We start from the raw sequence: 15,921 nt of genomic DNA, 5'->3' as shown, positions 1-15,921 counted from the left end.
GAAAAAAAGCCCGTTTTTTTGACGGACTTTATCTCATGTTCGCTCACGCAGGTTGATGGTCAAGCAAAGAGGGCACCATCACTCCTCTTGCTTCGCATTTTTCAAAAGCCTCGGCGGCGATACCCGTGTCATATGGAGTCATCGCATCAAGCCTCCCGTCGCTTGCCACCAACGCAGTTTTAATATTTTTCTCGGCCTTGAAATTACTTCCTGCCACATGCTTATCTACCAGCGCTTCCAAAACAGTTCGTTTAGAAAGAACTTCCAATCGCTTTTCACCTGACCTCTGACCTCGCGAAACTCTGCAATCAAAGTACTTTACCTGCAAACATGCCAGCTGTCACTGCCAAGCCAAACGACGTAGAGACCTCGCCATGCACTTTGCTAAGCAGATAAACCAAGATGCCACCAGCGCCAGCAATGACGCCCACAGATATTTTAAAAAAGGCTAGTCCGGGCCTTTTTGAAACGAGCTACCTGTTCAGTACCGAATTCGCGCTTGCTCATTTTTTATTTTTGCCACCTTAGGCCACAACAGACATCCTTGACTATGGCATTAGCGGATCGTGAGCACTACATGCATGATGTAAAGCGTCTAGCAAGAAGATAACCTCATTAATGCGAATTTCATCTGCTGATTCCTTCTCGTACAAGTATCGCCAGTCAACAAATGCATTGTTCACCGCATGTAGGCAGTCTCGGAACGATCTCCCTGACTCAACCTTATGTCCAGCAGCCGCATCAGCGCTTTGCGCCTCAATTTCCGCAGTCGCTTTGGGAGGTAATTTATCGAACAATTCAAGCAATTTGTGTCCGTGTAGCTTTTGATTGTGCACTGAGGAAAGCGCCTTTAAATACACCTCAATAGCAAATGCGGCATTGACTACAAACGGAACGATGCTATGTTGATTTATTGGCTGCGCCTGCAAGTCTTTTTTGTATAGGTAACTGGCAGTCGTACAGAATGATTGTGCCTGTCTGAACATCGCTTGAAACGGCGTTGTCGGCACATATAATCCTTTGTCTTTCAACATCTGCAATGCCGCAGCAGAATCAGCTTTAGTGTTACCCGTTTTAGGAATCTCCCCGATCACCTTACCCTTGTGCTTAACGCCATACGTGCTGTCCTTGTTGCTCATCCCTCCTCCAGTTCTGCCCAAAGTCTACTTATACTGACTCCAACGGAATCCCTTTGCTACTTTGCGGCAGATACAAGTGCCGTGCAAACTACGAGACACATAGGGAACGCCAGAAGCAAGGTATCGCCATATCCTACGAACGATCGCATTCGACCTTAAATTTTTAGGTTTTTCAGCCTAGTGACTTTTAGCTTCCCAAGTGGCGAGCAAGTACATTGCCAAGGCCCCGGCCAGATTGACCGCAAGCTCTGCATGTCGTGGCGCAGGCTTCACCGCAGCCTTACCCTTGCCATGCGAATCGCTAAGCCGATTCCGTAGAGCGCCCAACCCTTCCACCACCGACGTACATCCGCCCAAGATTTGCTTGAACACCTGTTCCGTGTGCTGAGTTGGTGCAATGTTGAGCCGTTCCGCTGTCTGGCGGTAGAGCTTGTTCATGTCCGGTGAATCGTCGTACGGCGTGCCGGATGCATCTAAAATATGCTTGCATACCGACTCTAGAAGAGTCCTAGCACTCGTTATCGCTCCTTCTGGATCGGTCGTGCGGCGCTCCAACGCCTTGTGCCATGCCGCTTGGATGTGCGCCCCGTCGAATTTCGCAATGGCCTGTGTGACACCAGCATCCGATGGCGAAGCCCCAACACCTTCCAAAAGATCGAACACAGGCCGGAACTCAGCCCAGATGTACTGTCGCCGCTCTGCATAGCTAGGGAACTTGTGTTTGATGAACGGCCAGAACTGGTCAAGCGTCCTTGTCGTCCTAACCCACGACGGTAACATGGTGGCAATCTTTGCATCCGCCAGAAGCGAGGTACGAAGCCGGGCGTACTCTGCTTCGTCTTGCAAGTCTGCGCCGCCAGTAGCTCGCGCAATCAGTACGTTTTGTAAATTTTCAAGCTGCTCCTGCCGACCGTACATAGCAATATCCTGTCATGTCGTTGTACCAACGGTATTTCCCCAAGTATATGCGAGATCCCGTGAACAACTACCCCTATCACCCCTTGCAACCGAGCACATCTGCACAGTAGAATGCGCGCATGGTCGTAAAATCGACTGCGGGTTAGTCACGCCCGTACTACTCTACAAGGAGAATTTCAACTAGCATCTAGGAGGTAACATGTCCACACAGAACACCCTGCACCACTCGCAACACCCTACACTGCCGATGTACCACACCATTGCAGAGACAATGGAAACTCTCAGGATTTCCCGCTCCACCGTAAATCGCTGGGCGGATACCGGAAAGCTGGAAAAGAAGGTTCTCGGCCCCGGCTCTGCACGCATCACCACTGCCAGCATATACTCTCTCGGCAGCATGTCGCAAATAGGTAGCTAGATAGGTAGCTGGACGTGATACATACTATAAATGCCACCGAACTCTCATAGGAAAGAACTGATTAAATGAAGATAGCCACCTGGAACGTCAACTCGCTCAAAGTGCGCCTGCCGCAAGTGCTGCAGTGGCTGACAGACAACCCGGTCGACATACTCTGCCTGCAAGAGACCAAGCTGACGGATGACAAGTTCCCCATCGCCGAGATCGAGGCGGCCGGCTACCAGGTGGTCTTCAGCGGCCAGAAAACGTACAACGGTGTGGCCATCCTGTCGAAGCTGCCGATCACCGACGTGGTCAAGAACAACCCGCGCTATGAAGATGCGCAGCAGCGCATCCTGGCCGCCACCATCGGTGGCGTGCGCGTCGTCTGCGCCTATGTGCCGAACGGCCAGAGCGTCGATTCGGACAAATACGAATACAAGCTGGGCTGGCTGGCCGCCCTGCACGACTGGCTGGCCGAAGAAGCGCAGCAGCACCCGCAACTGGCCGTCGTCGGCGACTACAATATCGCGCCCGACGACCGCGACGTGCACGATCCCGTCGCCTGGGCCGGCCAGGTGCTGGTCTCGGACAAGGAACGCGCCGCCTTGCAGCGCCTGTTCGACATCGGCCTGACGGACGCCTTCCGCCTGTTCGAGCAGGCCGACAAATCGTTCAGCTGGTGGGATTACCGCCAGCTGGGCTTCCGCCTGAACAAGGGCCTGCGCATCGACCATATCCTGCTCTCGCCCGCCCTCGCCGGCCGCTGCACGGCCTGCGTCATCGACCGCGTGCCCCGCAAGTGGGAACAGCCGTCCGACCATGCGCCTGTCGTGGCGACGATTGATTAACTAATAGCTATTCGCTCCAGCAAGGCCTGCGCGTTCACGGCAGGCACTGGCGCGGAAAACAGATAGCCCTGCGCATAGCGGCAGCCGTTCGCCTGCAGCAGGGCGAACTGTTCTTCCGTCTCCACGCCCTCGGCCACGGCCGACAATTGCAGGCTGTCGGCCAGCGCGATGATGGCCGCCACGATGGCGCGGTCTTCCGCGCTATGTTCGAGGTCCTTGATGAAGGCGCGGTCGATCTTGACCTTTTTCACGGGGAAGCGCTTTAGATAGGCCAGGCTGGAATAGCCGGTGCCGAAGTCGTCGATCGACAGGCGCAAGCCCATGCCATTGATCTGGCGCAAAATCTCCAGCGTATGCTCGCCGTGCTGCATCAGCGCCGTCTCGGTGATCTCGAATTCCAGCAGCGCCGGATCGATGCCCGTTTCCCGCACCACGGCGCCGATGGCCGCCACCAGCCCCTTGTGCATGAACTGGCGCGGCGACAGATTCACCGCCAGTGGCACCGGCTGCAAGCCCTGGCGCTGCCAGGCCATGCTTTGCTCGCACGCCTGGCGCATCACCCACTCGCCCACCGGCACGATCAAGCCGTTTTCCTCCATGATGGGAATGAAGCGGTCCGGCAGCACCAGGCCGTGGCCGGGGCGGCGCCAGCGCAGCAGCACTTCCATGCCGTGCAGCCGGCGCGTGGCGATATCGATGATCGGCTGGTAAAACAGCTCGAACTGCTGCAGCGCCAGTGCCGTGCGCAAGCTGCTTTCCAGATCAAAATGCAGGGCCGCCGCCTGGTTCATCGTCTGCGTGAAGAACTGGTAGTTGTTGCGGCCATTGCCCTTGGCGTGATACATGGCCGCATCGGCATGGCGCATCAGCGCGTCGACGTCGCCGCCATCGTCCGGATACAGGCAGATGCCGATCGACGGCGTCACGTGCAGCACGTGGCCGTCGAGCGGAAAGGCGGGCGTCAGCGCCTCGATGACCTTCTCGGCCACGCGCGCCGCCTCGTCGCTGCCACGGATGCCCGGCACCAGCACGACGAATTCATCGCCGCCCAGGCGCGCCACCGTGTCGCTGGCGCGCACGGCGCCGCACAGCCGGGCGGCCACTTCCTTGAGCAGCAAATCGCCCGTCATGTGGCCCAGCGAATCGTTGATGGTTTTAAAACGATCGAGGTCGATGAACATCACGGCCAGCTTGCGCCCGGAGCGCTGCGCGGCCAGCATGGCCCGCTCCAGCCGGTCCGACAGCAGCGCGCGGTTCGGCAAGCCCGTCAGGTTGTCGTGGTAAGCCATGTGATGCACGCGCGCCTCGGCCTGGCGCCGCTCGGCGATCTCGCCCTGCAGCAGCAGGTTGGCGCCGGCCAGTTCGGCCGTGCGTTCCTGCACGCGCAATTCCAGTTCGTCGCGCGCGCGGCGCACCGCCTCGGCCGCCTCGCGGCGCGCCGTGACGTCGTCGACCAGCCACACGGAACGGCCATGCGCATGCGCCAGGTCGAACGGCCGGCCGGACAGGCGCGCCCAGAAGCGGCTGCCATCCTTGCGCACCAGCTGGTATTCCGACATGTGCACGCGTCCCGCATCGAAATCGCGCGCCGTCTCGCCGCGCGCCGCCTTCCACGCGGCCACGCCCGGGTACAGGGCCTGCACCGACAGGCCGTTGATCTCGCCCGGTCCATAACCGAACAGCTCTTCCATCTTGCTGTTGGCGCGCAAATTGTAGCCGCCCTCTATCACCGAGATGCCCAGCACGGCGCTGTCGAGGATGGCCTGGTTTTCCAGCAGCGCGTTGCGCAGGGATTCTTCGGCGCGCTTGGCTTCCGTACGGTCTTCGATGATCCAGATGGTGCCGGCGGCGGGATCGTCGGGATTGACGACATAGGCGATCAGCTGCGCCCACAAGGTCGTGCCGTCGCGGCGCATCATTTCCACTTCCGTCTGGAAGGGCTTGGCCACGGACAGGAAGGGAAAGGCCGCCGCACCCAGCAACTCGTACGATTGCTGCGACACATACAGCGCACGCCCGGGCAAGCCCAGCGCCTCGTCGCCGCTGTAGCCGAACATCGCGGCAAAGCCCAGGTTATAGCGCGTGATCTGGCGGTTCTTGGTGTACAGGATGCTCACCGAGGCATTCGTCATGATGGCCGCCACCTCCATCTGCGCCTGGCGGCTGGCCGTGATGTCTTCCAGGATCCAGATGGCGCCCTGCTCGCTGTGCGTCTGGTCGACGGCCTTGGCGCGGATGCGGCACCAGAACAGGCTGCCGTCGCGGCGGCGGAACAGCGATTCATCCTGCTCGTACGGCAAGCCCTGCCCCAGCAGCGGCGTCGCTTGCACGCCAAACGCCTCGTAGGCGGCGGGCGAAGGAAACAGCTCGGCGGCGGGCAGGCCCGTCATCTCTTCCTGCGCGTAGCCGAACATTTCGGCAAAGCGGGGATTGCAGCGCAGGATCAGGCGCGAACGCGAAAACAGGATGCCGACGGAGGCATTGTCGAGAATGGCCTGCTGCTCCAGCATCAGCTGGCGCGTCGCCTCCTCGGCCGCCTTTTGCGCGCTGCGGTCGTCGAACAGCCAGATCGTGTCGCGCAAGCCGCGATCCGTCTGGCTCTCGGGATTGAGCACATAGCCATACGCCAGCGCCCAGAACGTGGAGCCGTCGCGCCGGCGCATCTCCATCTCGCCCTGGAACGGCAAGCCACGCCGCAGCAGGGGCGAAGCCTGCCGCACGACATTGTCATATGCCGCGCGCGACGGATACAGGTCGGCGACGGCCATGCCCACACCGCTGTCGCCGTCAAAGCCGAAGCATTCGGCGAAGCGCCGGTTGTAGCGCAGCACGCCCTTGTCGCGCTGGAAGCCGATGGCCAGCGGCGCGTTATCCATCACGGCCTGCATTTCCAGCATGGCGCGGCGCAGCTGGTCTTCATCGCGCCGGTGGTCGCTGATGTCTTCGATGATCCAGACCGTGCCGTCATGCGTATTGAGGGGATCGACGGCGCGCCCGTGCAGCCGGCTCCAGAACAGCGTGCCATCCTGGCGCCGCAATTCCAGCTCGGTGCGGTATGGCTTGCCCTTCGAGAGCAGCGGCGCCGCTTCCAGCCCCAGGGCGCGGCAATGCTCGGCGGAGCGGTACAGCACCGCGCCCGGCATGCCCGTCAGCTGGTGGCGCGCATAGCCGAGCATCTCGGCGGCGCGGATATTGCACTCCTCGATGAAGCCGCCCTTGGAAAAGACGATGCCGACGGCCGCGCTTTCCAGGATGGCCTGCTGCTCGAGCAAGGTCTTGCGCAAGGCTTGCTGGTCGCGCTGCTGCACGCGGATGTCGGCAAACACGAGGGTCGCACCGGGCAAGCCATCGTCCACCAGAAGCGGCCTGGACCAGACCTGCACGGCGATGGCGCCCGATACCCCTTGCAGGCTGCTGTCCCACTGCCGCTCGCGTCCGGCCGCACCGAGCGCGCCGCGCAGCATGCTCGTGCTCGACGCGCGATAGGCGTCCGTAAAGCAATCGGTCAGCAAGCGCCCCGAAATATCTGTGCCCAGCAAGGCCTGCAAGGCGCCATTCGCCGCCACCACCATGCCGCAGGCATCGCAGGCACAGGCCGGCAAGGCGATCAGCTGCAAGGCATCGGCAATGAAATCGGGACTGGTGGGGACGCGGTTCATGGACACCATGGGACGGTTAGGGACGAGATAAACATGCGCTTGGGAAAATATTCTTCCAAGCATCATGGTGCTGCTAGATCATAAACCAGTTTCCACGGGTTTTTTCATATTCCTTATTGGCAATATCTGAAACGCCACAGACCACTTGCAACACGATCGTTGCAACGGCGTTGCATGGCAAGAAAATGAAACAAATCGTTTAGAATAAAGCATGCGCCGCCCTCCCCAACCTCCGCTCGACCACCGCGACAAACCCGTCATCTGGACCGTCTCCGTCTCGCGGCTGTTCGACCTGTTCCGCGACATCACGCTCGAATACGACGACCTGGCGACGATCGAACCGATCAACCTCGGTTTCGACGACGCCGTGCGCCACATCCGCGAACGCATGGCCACCGAGCGCTGCGACGCCGTCATCGCGGCCGGTTCCAACGGCGCCTACCTGAAAGGCCGGCTGTCGGTCCCCGTCATCATCGCCAAGGCCAGCGGCTACGACGTGATGCAGGCGCTGGCGCGCGCGCGGCGCATCTCGCCGCACATCGGCGTCGTCACCTACCAGGACCCGATGCCGGAACTGGCCGAATTTGCCGCCACCTTCGGCTTCCAGATCGCGCAGCGCACCTACGCCACCGAGGAAGACGCGCGCGCGCAGATCAATGAACTCAAGGCGGCCGGCGTCAAGGCCGTCGTCGGCGCGGGGCTCGTCACCGACCTGGCCGAAGAGGCCGGACTGGCCGCCGTCTTCGTGTATTCGGCCACGGCCATCCGGCGCGCCTTCGACGACGCGCTGGAACTGGCGCGCCTGACGCAGATCGAATCGACCCGGGGACGCCGCGCGGTGGTGGCCGACACCCTGCGCGCGCGCCACGGCCTGCACGATCTGCGCGGCGAATCGGAAGCGATGGAAGCGCTGCGCCAGTCGGTGGTGCTGTATGCCCGCTCGCCGGCGACGGTGCTGATCCAGGGCGAAACGGGCAGCGGCAAGGAACTGGTGGCGCAGGCGATCCACCGCGAAAGCCCGCGCAGCCTGGGCGCAAACCGCCCCTTCATCGCCATCAATTGCGGTGCCATCGCCGAGTCCTTGCTGGAATCGGAACTGTTCGGCCACGAGGACGGCGCCTTCACGGGCGCGCGCCGGGGCGGCCATGCGGGCCTGTTCGAAGCGGCCAACCACGGCACCCTGTTCCTCGACGAAATCGGCGAAATGCCGCTGGCCCTGCAAACGCGCCTGCTGCGCGTGCTGGAAGAGCGCGAAGTGGTGCGCGTGGGCGGCACGCGGCCCATCGCCATCAATGTGCGCATCATCAGCGCCACGCATTGCGACCTGGAGCAACGCATCCGCGAAGGCCGCTTCCGCGCCGACCTGTTCTACCGCCTGGCCGTGCTGCGCCTGCATTTGCCCGCCTTGCGCGAACGCGCCAGCGACATTCCTGGCCTCGCCGAGTGGTCGCTGAAAAACGCGCTGGCCGCGCTGGGTGCCCGTCCGCACCCCAACCTGCATGCGGAAATCCAGGCTTGCGCGCCGCTGCTGCGCCGCTACGACTGGCCCGGCAACGTGCGCGAACTGCGCAACCTGGCCGAGCGCCTGGCCCTGTTCCTGGCCGCCGAACCGCTGCAGGCGCTCACCCCCGCCTTCGTGCTGGGCGTGGCGCCGGAACTGGGCAACGCTGCCGGCACGGCACTGCCGCTGGCGCCGGCCGCCGCAGCTGTGACCGCCGCGCCGCGCCCGGAAGACGAAAGCGCCAGCGCCGTGCTGGCGCGCTTCGGCGGACGCCGCGATGCCGCCGCCCACTACCTCGGCATCAGCCGCACCACCCTGTGGCGCCGCCTGCGCAGCGGCTGATTTTTCAACCATACCCAAAACACCATGGACGACTGGCCTCACTTGCACGAATTATGGCAACGCTGCACGGGACACGCTGGCGCGACCGGCAACCAGGGACTGGCGCGCGACCACCAGGACATCAAGGCGCTGTACGCGCGCGGCATTTCCATGGAAGACGCCATGCAGTTCCTGTTCCAGCAGCGCCCTACCCTGGAAGCTTTCCAGGCGTGGCTGGCTGGCCGCACGCGCGTGCGCCCGGCGCACGCCGCCAGCGCGCACCAGGACGTGCTGTCCGCCGCCGAGCTGCGCCATTTCGAGGAGCACGGCTATCTGGTGCTGCGCGGCGCCGTGCCACGCGCGCAGTGCGAGGCAGCCCGGGCAGCCATCTGGGACTATCTGGACGCCAGTCCCGATGATGCCGCGTCGTGGTACCGGCCGCACCCGGGCAAGCGGGGCCTGATGCTGCAGTTTTCCGACCATCCGGCCCTCGAGGAAAACCGCCACAATGCGCACATCCGCCACGCCTGTCAGCAGCTATATGACACCGGCATCGGCACTGGCACTGGCACCGGCATCTACGCCAGCATCGACAAGGTCAGCTTCAATCCGCCGCAAACGCCGCAGCACAGCTTCCCTGGCAGCGCCCTGCACTGGGACGTCAGCCTGCAACTGCCGATTCCCTTCAAGCTGCAAGGCATGCTGTACCTGAGCGACTGTCCGGCGCAGCACGGCGCCTTTCACTGCGTGCCCGGCTTCCAGCACCACATGGCCGGCTGGCTGCGGCAAGTGCCGCCGGGCCGCCAGCCGCGCGAATGGGCCGTCGACAATTTGCGGCCCGTGCCCGTCGAAGGCATGGCCGGCGATTTCATCATCTGGCACCAGGCGCTGCCCCACTGCGCAACGCCCAACCACGGCCCGGCGCCGCGCATGGTGCAGTACCTGACCTACCTTCCCGACCATTGCCAGGACCAGGATGTGTGGATATGAACCGCTCATCCCGCCCTGCCGCCGTTCATCCCGCGGCGCTGGCAGCCGCACGCCTGTGCCGCTAGCATGGTCGTCAAGGAGGAGTACCCCATGAAACGAACACTGCAAACCTTGATCTTATCTAGTGCCCTGCTGGCGGCAGGCGCCAGCCAGGCCGCCGCCCCCAAGGCCTTCACGGTCGAAGTCACCGGACAAGGCCGGCCGCTGATCCTGATTCCCGGCCTGGCGTCGTCCGGCGAAGTGTGGCAAGGCACGGTGGCGCGCCTGTGCGGCCCACAAGCCGCACGCCAATGCCACGTGCTGACACTGGCCGGCTTTGCCGGCGCGGCGCCCATCGAAGGCGACTTGCTGGCGCAGGCGGAGCAGCAACTGGCCGACTACATCGGCACCCAAAAACTGGGCCAGCCGGCCATCATCGGACATAGTCTGGGCGGCTTCCTGGCCCTGAAAATGGCCATCGACCATCCGGCGCAAACGGGCAAGCTGGTGATCGTCGACTCGCTGCCGGCGCTGGGCGCGACGCAACTGCCCTCCATCACGCCGCCCCAGCTGCAAGCCATGGCGACGCAGATGCAATCGGCCATGCGCGCGCAGGATGGCGCCACCTACGCCGCCAGCCAGCGCCGCGCCGTGACCAGCATGGCCAGCGCGCCGGCCGACGTGGAACGCATCATCGGCTGGGGCCAGCGCTCGGACCGCGAGACGGTGATCAAGGCCATGGGCACCCTGATGGCCAGCGACCTGCGCCAGGACGTGGCGAAAATCAAATCGCCGACCCTGGTGCTGGGCACCTGGATCGCCTACAAGGACTTTGCGCCGCGCGCCGCCATCGAGGCTACCTTCCAGCAGCAGTATGCACAGCTGCCCGGCGTACAAGTCGCGCTGGCCGACACGGCGCGCCACTTCATCATGTACGACCAGCCGGACTGGATGCATGCGCGCATCGAACAGTTCCTGGACTAGGCAGTGAACACGCCCTTGCAACGGCCGCCGCTGCTGGCCAGGATCAACTGGTACTGGACCTTCCAGCTGGCCGGCTGGGGCGCGCTCACCCTGTTCAACAGCGTGTATGGCGGCTCCACGCAGCTGCGCACCGTCGTGACGATTGCCGGCTGGGGCTCGCTGGGCGGGCTGCTGCTGTCGCACCTGTGGCATGGCGTCCTGCAGCGGCGCGGCTGGGCGGCGAAAGGTCTGCGCTGGACACGCATCGTGCCGTCGCTGATCGTGCTGGCCGCCATCCAGACGGCCAGCGTGGCGAGCGCCTTCCACGTCATGTATCCGCCGCACACCATTCGCGGCATCGCCTGGCTGCCCGGCGCCCTGCTGTTCTGGTTCGGGGTATTCCTGACCTGGACGGTGTTCTACTTCACCGCGCTGTCGCTGCGCCGCGCCAGCCGCTTCGAGGCCGAGGCGCTGCGCCTGGAAGTGCTGGCCAAGGACGCCCAGTTGCGCGCCCTGCAGGCGCAAGTCAATCCGCATTTCTTCTTCAACAGCCTCAATAGCGTGCGCGCACTGATCTTCGAAGACCGCGAAGCGGCCGCGCACATGATCGACCAGCTGGCCGGCCTGATGCGCCACGCGCTGCAGTCCAGCCAGCACGCCACGGTGCCGCTGGCGGCAGAACTGGACGCCGTGCGCGCCTACCTGGCCATCGAACAGAGTCGCTTCGAGGAACGCCTGCGCGTCAGCTTCGACATTCTCCCCGGCCTGGAGCACGCGCGCGTGCCGCCCATGGCCCTGCAAACGCTGGTGGAAAACGCCGTCAAATACGGCGTCGAAGCGAGCGCCGAGGGCGGCGACATCCGCATCGCGGCGCGCCGCGGCGCCGACACGGACATGCTGCGGATCGAGGTGGCCAATACGGGTGAGCTGCGCGGCGCATCCGGCTCCACCGGCATCGGCCTGCGCAATGCGCGCCAGCGCCTGCAACTGGCCTGCGGCGAGCGCGCCAGCCTGGAACTGCGCCAGCAGGCGGGCTGGGTATATGCCACCATCGACTTGCCGGAGCCGGCATGAACGGATCGCCGCTGAAGGTAATGCTGGTCGATGACGAGCGCCTGGCGCGCGCCGAGCTGCGGCGGCTGCTGGCGCCGCATGTGCAGCAAGGCGTCGTGGAGATCGTGGGCGAGGCGGCCAGCGCGGCCGACGCCGTCGCGCAGATCGGCAAGCTGCGCCCCGACCTGCTGCTGCTCGACGTGCAGATGCCGGGCGGCTCCGGCTTCGACCTGCTGGCCGCGCTCGATGATGCGCCCGACGTCATCTTTTGCACGGCCTTCGACCAGTACGCGCTGCAGGCGTTCGAGGTCAGCGCCCTCGACTACCTGCAAAAACCCGTGCAGGCGGCGCGCCTGGCCACGGCGCTGGCGCGTGCCGGTGCGCGGGCGCAAGCCGTGCCGCCGCCCGCGCCGCGCAAGGTCTTCATCAAGGACGGGGAACGCTGCTGGTTCGTGGCGTTTGACGATATCCGCCTGCTGGAATCGGAAGGCAACTACACGCGCGTGCATTTCGGTGCAGAGCGTCCGCTGATGCTGCGCACCCTGAACCAGCTGGAAGAAAAGCTCGATCCTGCCCTGTTCCTGCGCGCCAACCGGCGCCAGATCGTCAACCTGGCACAGGTGGCGCGGCTGGCGCCAAATGCCGCCGATGGCCTAGCCCTGCACCTGCAGGACGGCAGCGTGGTCGAGGTGTCGCGCCGCCGCGCGCAGCAGTTCAAGGCCGCCTGCGGCCTGTAGCGGAACTATTTCAGCGCGGGAATCGGCTGCGCCTGGAAAGCGGGGCGCGGCTGCTCCTTGAGCTTTTTCGCCAGCATGTCGAGCGCCACTTCCAGCTGGCGGTCGGCGCCATTGAAGGTGGCGTGCGGCGGGTTTTCCACCTCGACGTCCGGCACCACGCCCACGCCTTCGATCAGCCACTGGCCGTCGATGCCGAACTGGCCGTTTTCCGCCACGCGCGCCATGCCATTGTCGGCCAGGCGCGTATTGTCGCTGAGCCAGACGCCGGCGCCGGCCGTGCGCTTGCCCACCAGCGGCGCCAGTTTCAATGCCTTGATGCCGGCGGCGAAAGTCTCGCCATCGGAATACGTGAGTTCATCGACCAGCACCACCAAATGGCCGCGGAAGGTGTTCTGCATGTTCGACGACGGCTGCACGCCAGGCGGCGCCCAGTAGGCCCAGGCCTTGCGCAGCAGCTTTTCAATGATCCAGCTGTCGATATTGCCGCCGTTATTGCGCCGCACGTCGATGATCAAGCCTTCGCGGTTGATGTTGGCGTAAAAATCGCGCGCGAACGAGGCGATGTCATTGGCGCCCATGGCGCGCAAATGCAGGTAGCCGATGCGTCCCTGCGAGGCGGCCGCCACCTGCTCGGCGCGGCTCAGTTCCCAGTCGCCATAGCGCAGCGCCGTCTGTTTCGCCATGTTCACGGGCGTGACGATGACGGCGCGCGGCGCGCCCCCTTTTCCATTACTCCGTTTGACCTGCAGCAGCACCTGCTTGTCGGCCTGGTTCAGCAGCAAATCGCTGATGTCGCGCGCGGCCAGCACGTCCTTGCCGTTGACGGCCGTGATCACGTCGCCCGCCTTCACATCCACTTCGGGGCGCGACAGCGGCGCGCGCGCCGAGGGCAATTCCGCTTCGCTGCGGTAGACATGTTCGACCCGGTAGCCCTCGCCGGTGCGCGCCAGCACGGCGCCGAGGCCCGCCGGCGTGCCTTCCTGCTCCGTGCGGCGCAATTCGCCGGGACGGATCTGCGAATGCAGGGCGCCCACTTCGGCCACCATCATGCCGAGTACATCATTGAGTTCGGCACGGTCCGTGACCCGCTCGACCAGCGGCGCGTATTTGTCGCGCGCCGCCTTCCAGTTCACGCCGCGCATCTTCGCGTCGTACAGGAAGTCGCGGTGCAAACGCCACGCATCGTTGAACATCTGCTTCCATTCCAGGCGCGGATTCGACACGAACGTCCAGTCGTCGACCTTGACCTTGGCCTTCGACAGGTCCGCCGGCAGCTTGGCGCCCGACTCGATCACCAGCATCTCGCCCGGGCCGGTGGCGGCCGCAGTACGGTAATACAGATGCTTTTTATCCTGCGCCAGGTCGAATTCGCGCACATTGGCCACCAGCAGTTCCGGCTTGGAGCCGGTATTGCCAATCGCCAAGGTCTTCAGGCTGGACTTGTTCTCGCCACTTTCCCGTTCCAGGAAATACAGGCGCTTGTCGTCAGCGGCCAGCGCGCTGTAATTGCCCGCCGCCAGCGGCACTTCATACAGGCGCTCGGCCAGGCCCTGGCTGACGATGGCAGGCAAGGCGGCTGGCGCCTTTTTCACGGCGCCCTTGCCGCCGGCCTTTTCCAATGCTTTTTCCGCCGCCTGTTCGGCCGCCTTTTCACCATCCGTTTCGGCCGGTTTCACTCCCGGACGGCTCAGCTCGTCGTCGGGCTGGAACGGGAAACGGTTGCCCGGCTGCAGCGCCAGCGCATATACGCCGATGCGCTTGTCGAACACGGGGCCCATGTTGCGATCACCCCACGGCGAGCCGTTGGCCAGCTGGAAATTGCGCGCCGACATGAAATACAACCACTTGCCGTCGGGCGAAAACACGGGTGAACCGGACGTATAACGGTCGCTGGTGACGAATTGCAGCTGCTTCGATGCGAGGTTGTACAAGCCGATCTGCTCGCGCTGCTCGTTGCTGGCCACGCGCACGATGGCCAGGTTATGGCTGTCGGGCGACCATTGCACTTCGTCATGCTTGTCCACGCCGGCCTTGCCCGCATCGTCGATCAGCTGGTTGCCCCTGGTCGCCAGGTCCAGCAGCCAGAAACGGCCCTTTTTGTCCGTGTGCGCCAGCCAGCGCCCGTCCGGCGATGGATACAGTTTCCAGCGATGATTATCTCCCTGCGTCGTCAGCTGCTCGCCCTTGCCCGAACCATCGGCGGCGTACTTCCAGATCTCATTCTCGCCGCTCGTGTCGACGATGGCGAAGACGGATTTCTCGTCGCTGGAAAAGACGGCGTCGCGCGCCCGCGCCCCTTCGGGAATGGCGATATCGACTCGGCGCAAACTGCCCGTGCCGGCGATGCTGACCTTGCCGCGGGCGGTGAGGATGATGCGCTCATCCTTGCCCGACACCTGCACATTGGAGAGGGTGTCCAGTGGCGAGCGGATCTGGCGCGCGCGCTGCTGGTCGAAGTCGGACACGAGGCTGATCGGCAATGGCGATGACTCCGTCCCTGCCGCCAGGTCCAGCACCTGCAGGTCCGCACCCAGTTGATACACGATCTTGCCGTCGCCCAGCTGCGCATTGCGCACGTCCCACTGCGTGTGGCTCGTCAACGCGCGGCGGTCGGAGCCGTCCGGCAGCATGCTCCACAGATTGTCGCTGCCGCCCTCGTCGCTGATGTAATAGACTCTGCCTTGCCACCACATGGGGCGCTTGTTGTTGCCAGCCAACACAGCAGGCTCCGCATGCATGCGCACGGCCTCGCCCTTGCCATCGAGGTCATAGCGCCACAGGGTCGCATGCGCGCCGCCCCGGTAGTTGCGCACATTGTCGTTGGTCATGGCCAGGCCGAAACGCGTGAAGAACAGCGTCTTGCCAGAGTCGTCGAGCACGGCGTCGTTGGCGTCAGCGACGGGAAACACGCGCCGCGTCTGTTTCACGGGATCGATGGCGGCGACGATGCGGCGCGAAGCGGGGCCATCCGTATTTTGCGTGCTGACCAGCACCTCGCCCTGCGCCGTCCAGCCCAGCACCAACACGCCGCCATTGTCATACGAAATACGGCGCGGCAAGCCGCCAGCCAGCGGCATCACATACGCTTCCTGCGCCCCTTCATAGGCGGCGGAAAAGGCAATCCACTGGCCGTCGCGCGAAATCGCCGCGTTCGTTTCATAGCCGGGATGCGTGGTCAGGCGCTGCGCCGCGCCACCGCGCAGATTGCTTTTCCACAAATCGCCTTCGGCCGTGAAGACGACGGTATCGCCGCGCACGGCGGGAAAGCGAAAATAGCTGCCGGCAGGCACGGCGGCAACAGCGGCAGCGGCGGCGTTACCCAGCAAGCCGGCGGAAAACAACAGGAAGGCGAGAGTACGGGAAATTTTCATGTGGACATCCAGATGGCGGTCAGGCGGTATGGACACCATGTC

At 63.8% G+C, this 15,921-nt stretch carries 12 protein-coding genes; 7 read left to right on the top strand and 5 right to left on the bottom strand.

Annotated elements, in window-relative coordinates; translation table 11 throughout:
• Positions 1–43: 43 nt before the first annotated feature.
• From P9875_RS08825 to P9875_RS08815, 3 genes are all read right to left on the bottom strand, one after another.
• Positions 44–268 carry a hypothetical protein gene (locus P9875_RS08825; protein ID WP_278318150.1) on the bottom strand — a complete coding sequence of 75 codons (225 nt, stop codon included), beginning with the start codon at positions 266–268 and terminating at the stop codon, positions 44–46.
• Positions 269–548: 280 nt separating this feature from the next.
• Positions 549–1,139: a hypothetical protein gene (locus tag P9875_RS08820; RefSeq protein WP_278318149.1), complete on the bottom strand. Its 591-nt coding sequence runs from the start codon at positions 1,137–1,139 to the stop codon at positions 549–551.
• Positions 1,140–1,316: 177 nt separating this feature from the next.
• Positions 1,317–2,057 (bottom strand): abortive infection family protein, encoded by a 741-nt coding sequence (locus tag P9875_RS08815; protein ID WP_278318148.1) that lies wholly within the window; start codon positions 2,055–2,057, stop codon positions 1,317–1,319.
• Between the two features lie 199 nt (positions 2,058–2,256).
• On the opposite strand from P9875_RS08815, the gene P9875_RS08810 reads away from it, so the two are divergent.
• Positions 2,257–2,475, top strand: a complete 219-nt coding sequence (locus P9875_RS08810) for a helix-turn-helix domain-containing protein (RefSeq protein ID WP_278318147.1) — start codon at positions 2,257–2,259, stop codon at positions 2,473–2,475.
• Positions 2,476–2,540: 65 nt separating this feature from the next.
• Positions 2,541–3,305, top strand: coding sequence for an exodeoxyribonuclease III (gene xth / locus P9875_RS08805; protein ID WP_278318146.1), 765 nt, complete (start codon positions 2,541–2,543; stop codon positions 3,303–3,305).
• Here the strand turns inward: xth and P9875_RS08800 are convergent.
• Positions 3,302–6,964 (bottom strand): sensor domain-containing protein, encoded by a 3,663-nt coding sequence (locus P9875_RS08800; protein ID WP_278318145.1) that lies wholly within the window; start codon positions 6,962–6,964, stop codon positions 3,302–3,304. The two genes, xth and P9875_RS08800, sit on opposite strands and share 4 nt — an antisense overlap.
• Before the next feature lie 211 nt (positions 6,965–7,175).
• On the opposite strand from P9875_RS08800, the gene prpR reads away from it, so the two are divergent.
• From prpR to P9875_RS08775, 5 genes are all read left to right on the top strand, one after another.
• A complete protein-coding gene (gene prpR, locus P9875_RS08795; RefSeq protein ID WP_278318144.1) occupies positions 7,176–8,807 on the top strand; it encodes a propionate catabolism operon regulatory protein PrpR in 1,632 nt (543 codons plus the stop codon).
• 24 nt (positions 8,808–8,831) lie between these two features.
• Complete coding sequence (locus tag P9875_RS08790) at positions 8,832–9,776, top strand: phytanoyl-CoA dioxygenase family protein (RefSeq protein WP_278318143.1); 945 nt, start codon at positions 8,832–8,834, stop codon at positions 9,774–9,776.
• 90 nt (positions 9,777–9,866) lie between these two features.
• The gene (locus P9875_RS08785; RefSeq protein ID WP_176390388.1) at positions 9,867–10,739 is read left to right on the top strand and encodes an alpha/beta fold hydrolase; all 873 of its coding nucleotides are present in this window, start codon (positions 9,867–9,869) and stop codon (positions 10,737–10,739) included.
• Positions 10,740–10,742: 3 nt separating this feature from the next.
• Entirely contained in the window at positions 10,743–11,792 is a 1,050-nt protein-coding gene (locus tag P9875_RS08780; RefSeq protein ID WP_278318142.1) for a sensor histidine kinase, read from the top strand.
• Entirely contained in the window at positions 11,789–12,508 is a 720-nt protein-coding gene (locus P9875_RS08775; RefSeq protein WP_278318141.1) for a LytR/AlgR family response regulator transcription factor, read from the top strand. Before P9875_RS08780 ends, P9875_RS08775 begins: the two co-directional genes overlap by 4 nt.
• A gap of 5 nt (positions 12,509–12,513) precedes the next feature.
• On the opposite strand, the gene P9875_RS08770 is transcribed toward P9875_RS08775, so the two are convergent.
• Positions 12,514–15,879, bottom strand: coding sequence for a S41 family peptidase (locus P9875_RS08770; RefSeq protein WP_278318140.1), 3,366 nt, complete (start codon positions 15,877–15,879; stop codon positions 12,514–12,516).
• Positions 15,880–15,921 lie beyond the last annotated feature (42 nt).

Source organism: Janthinobacterium rivuli, from assembly GCF_029690045.1.
GTDB classification, from domain to species: Bacteria; Pseudomonadota; Gammaproteobacteria; order Burkholderiales; family Burkholderiaceae_D; genus Janthinobacterium; species Janthinobacterium rivuli.
This window is presented reverse-complemented; position numbering and strand designations above follow the sequence as displayed.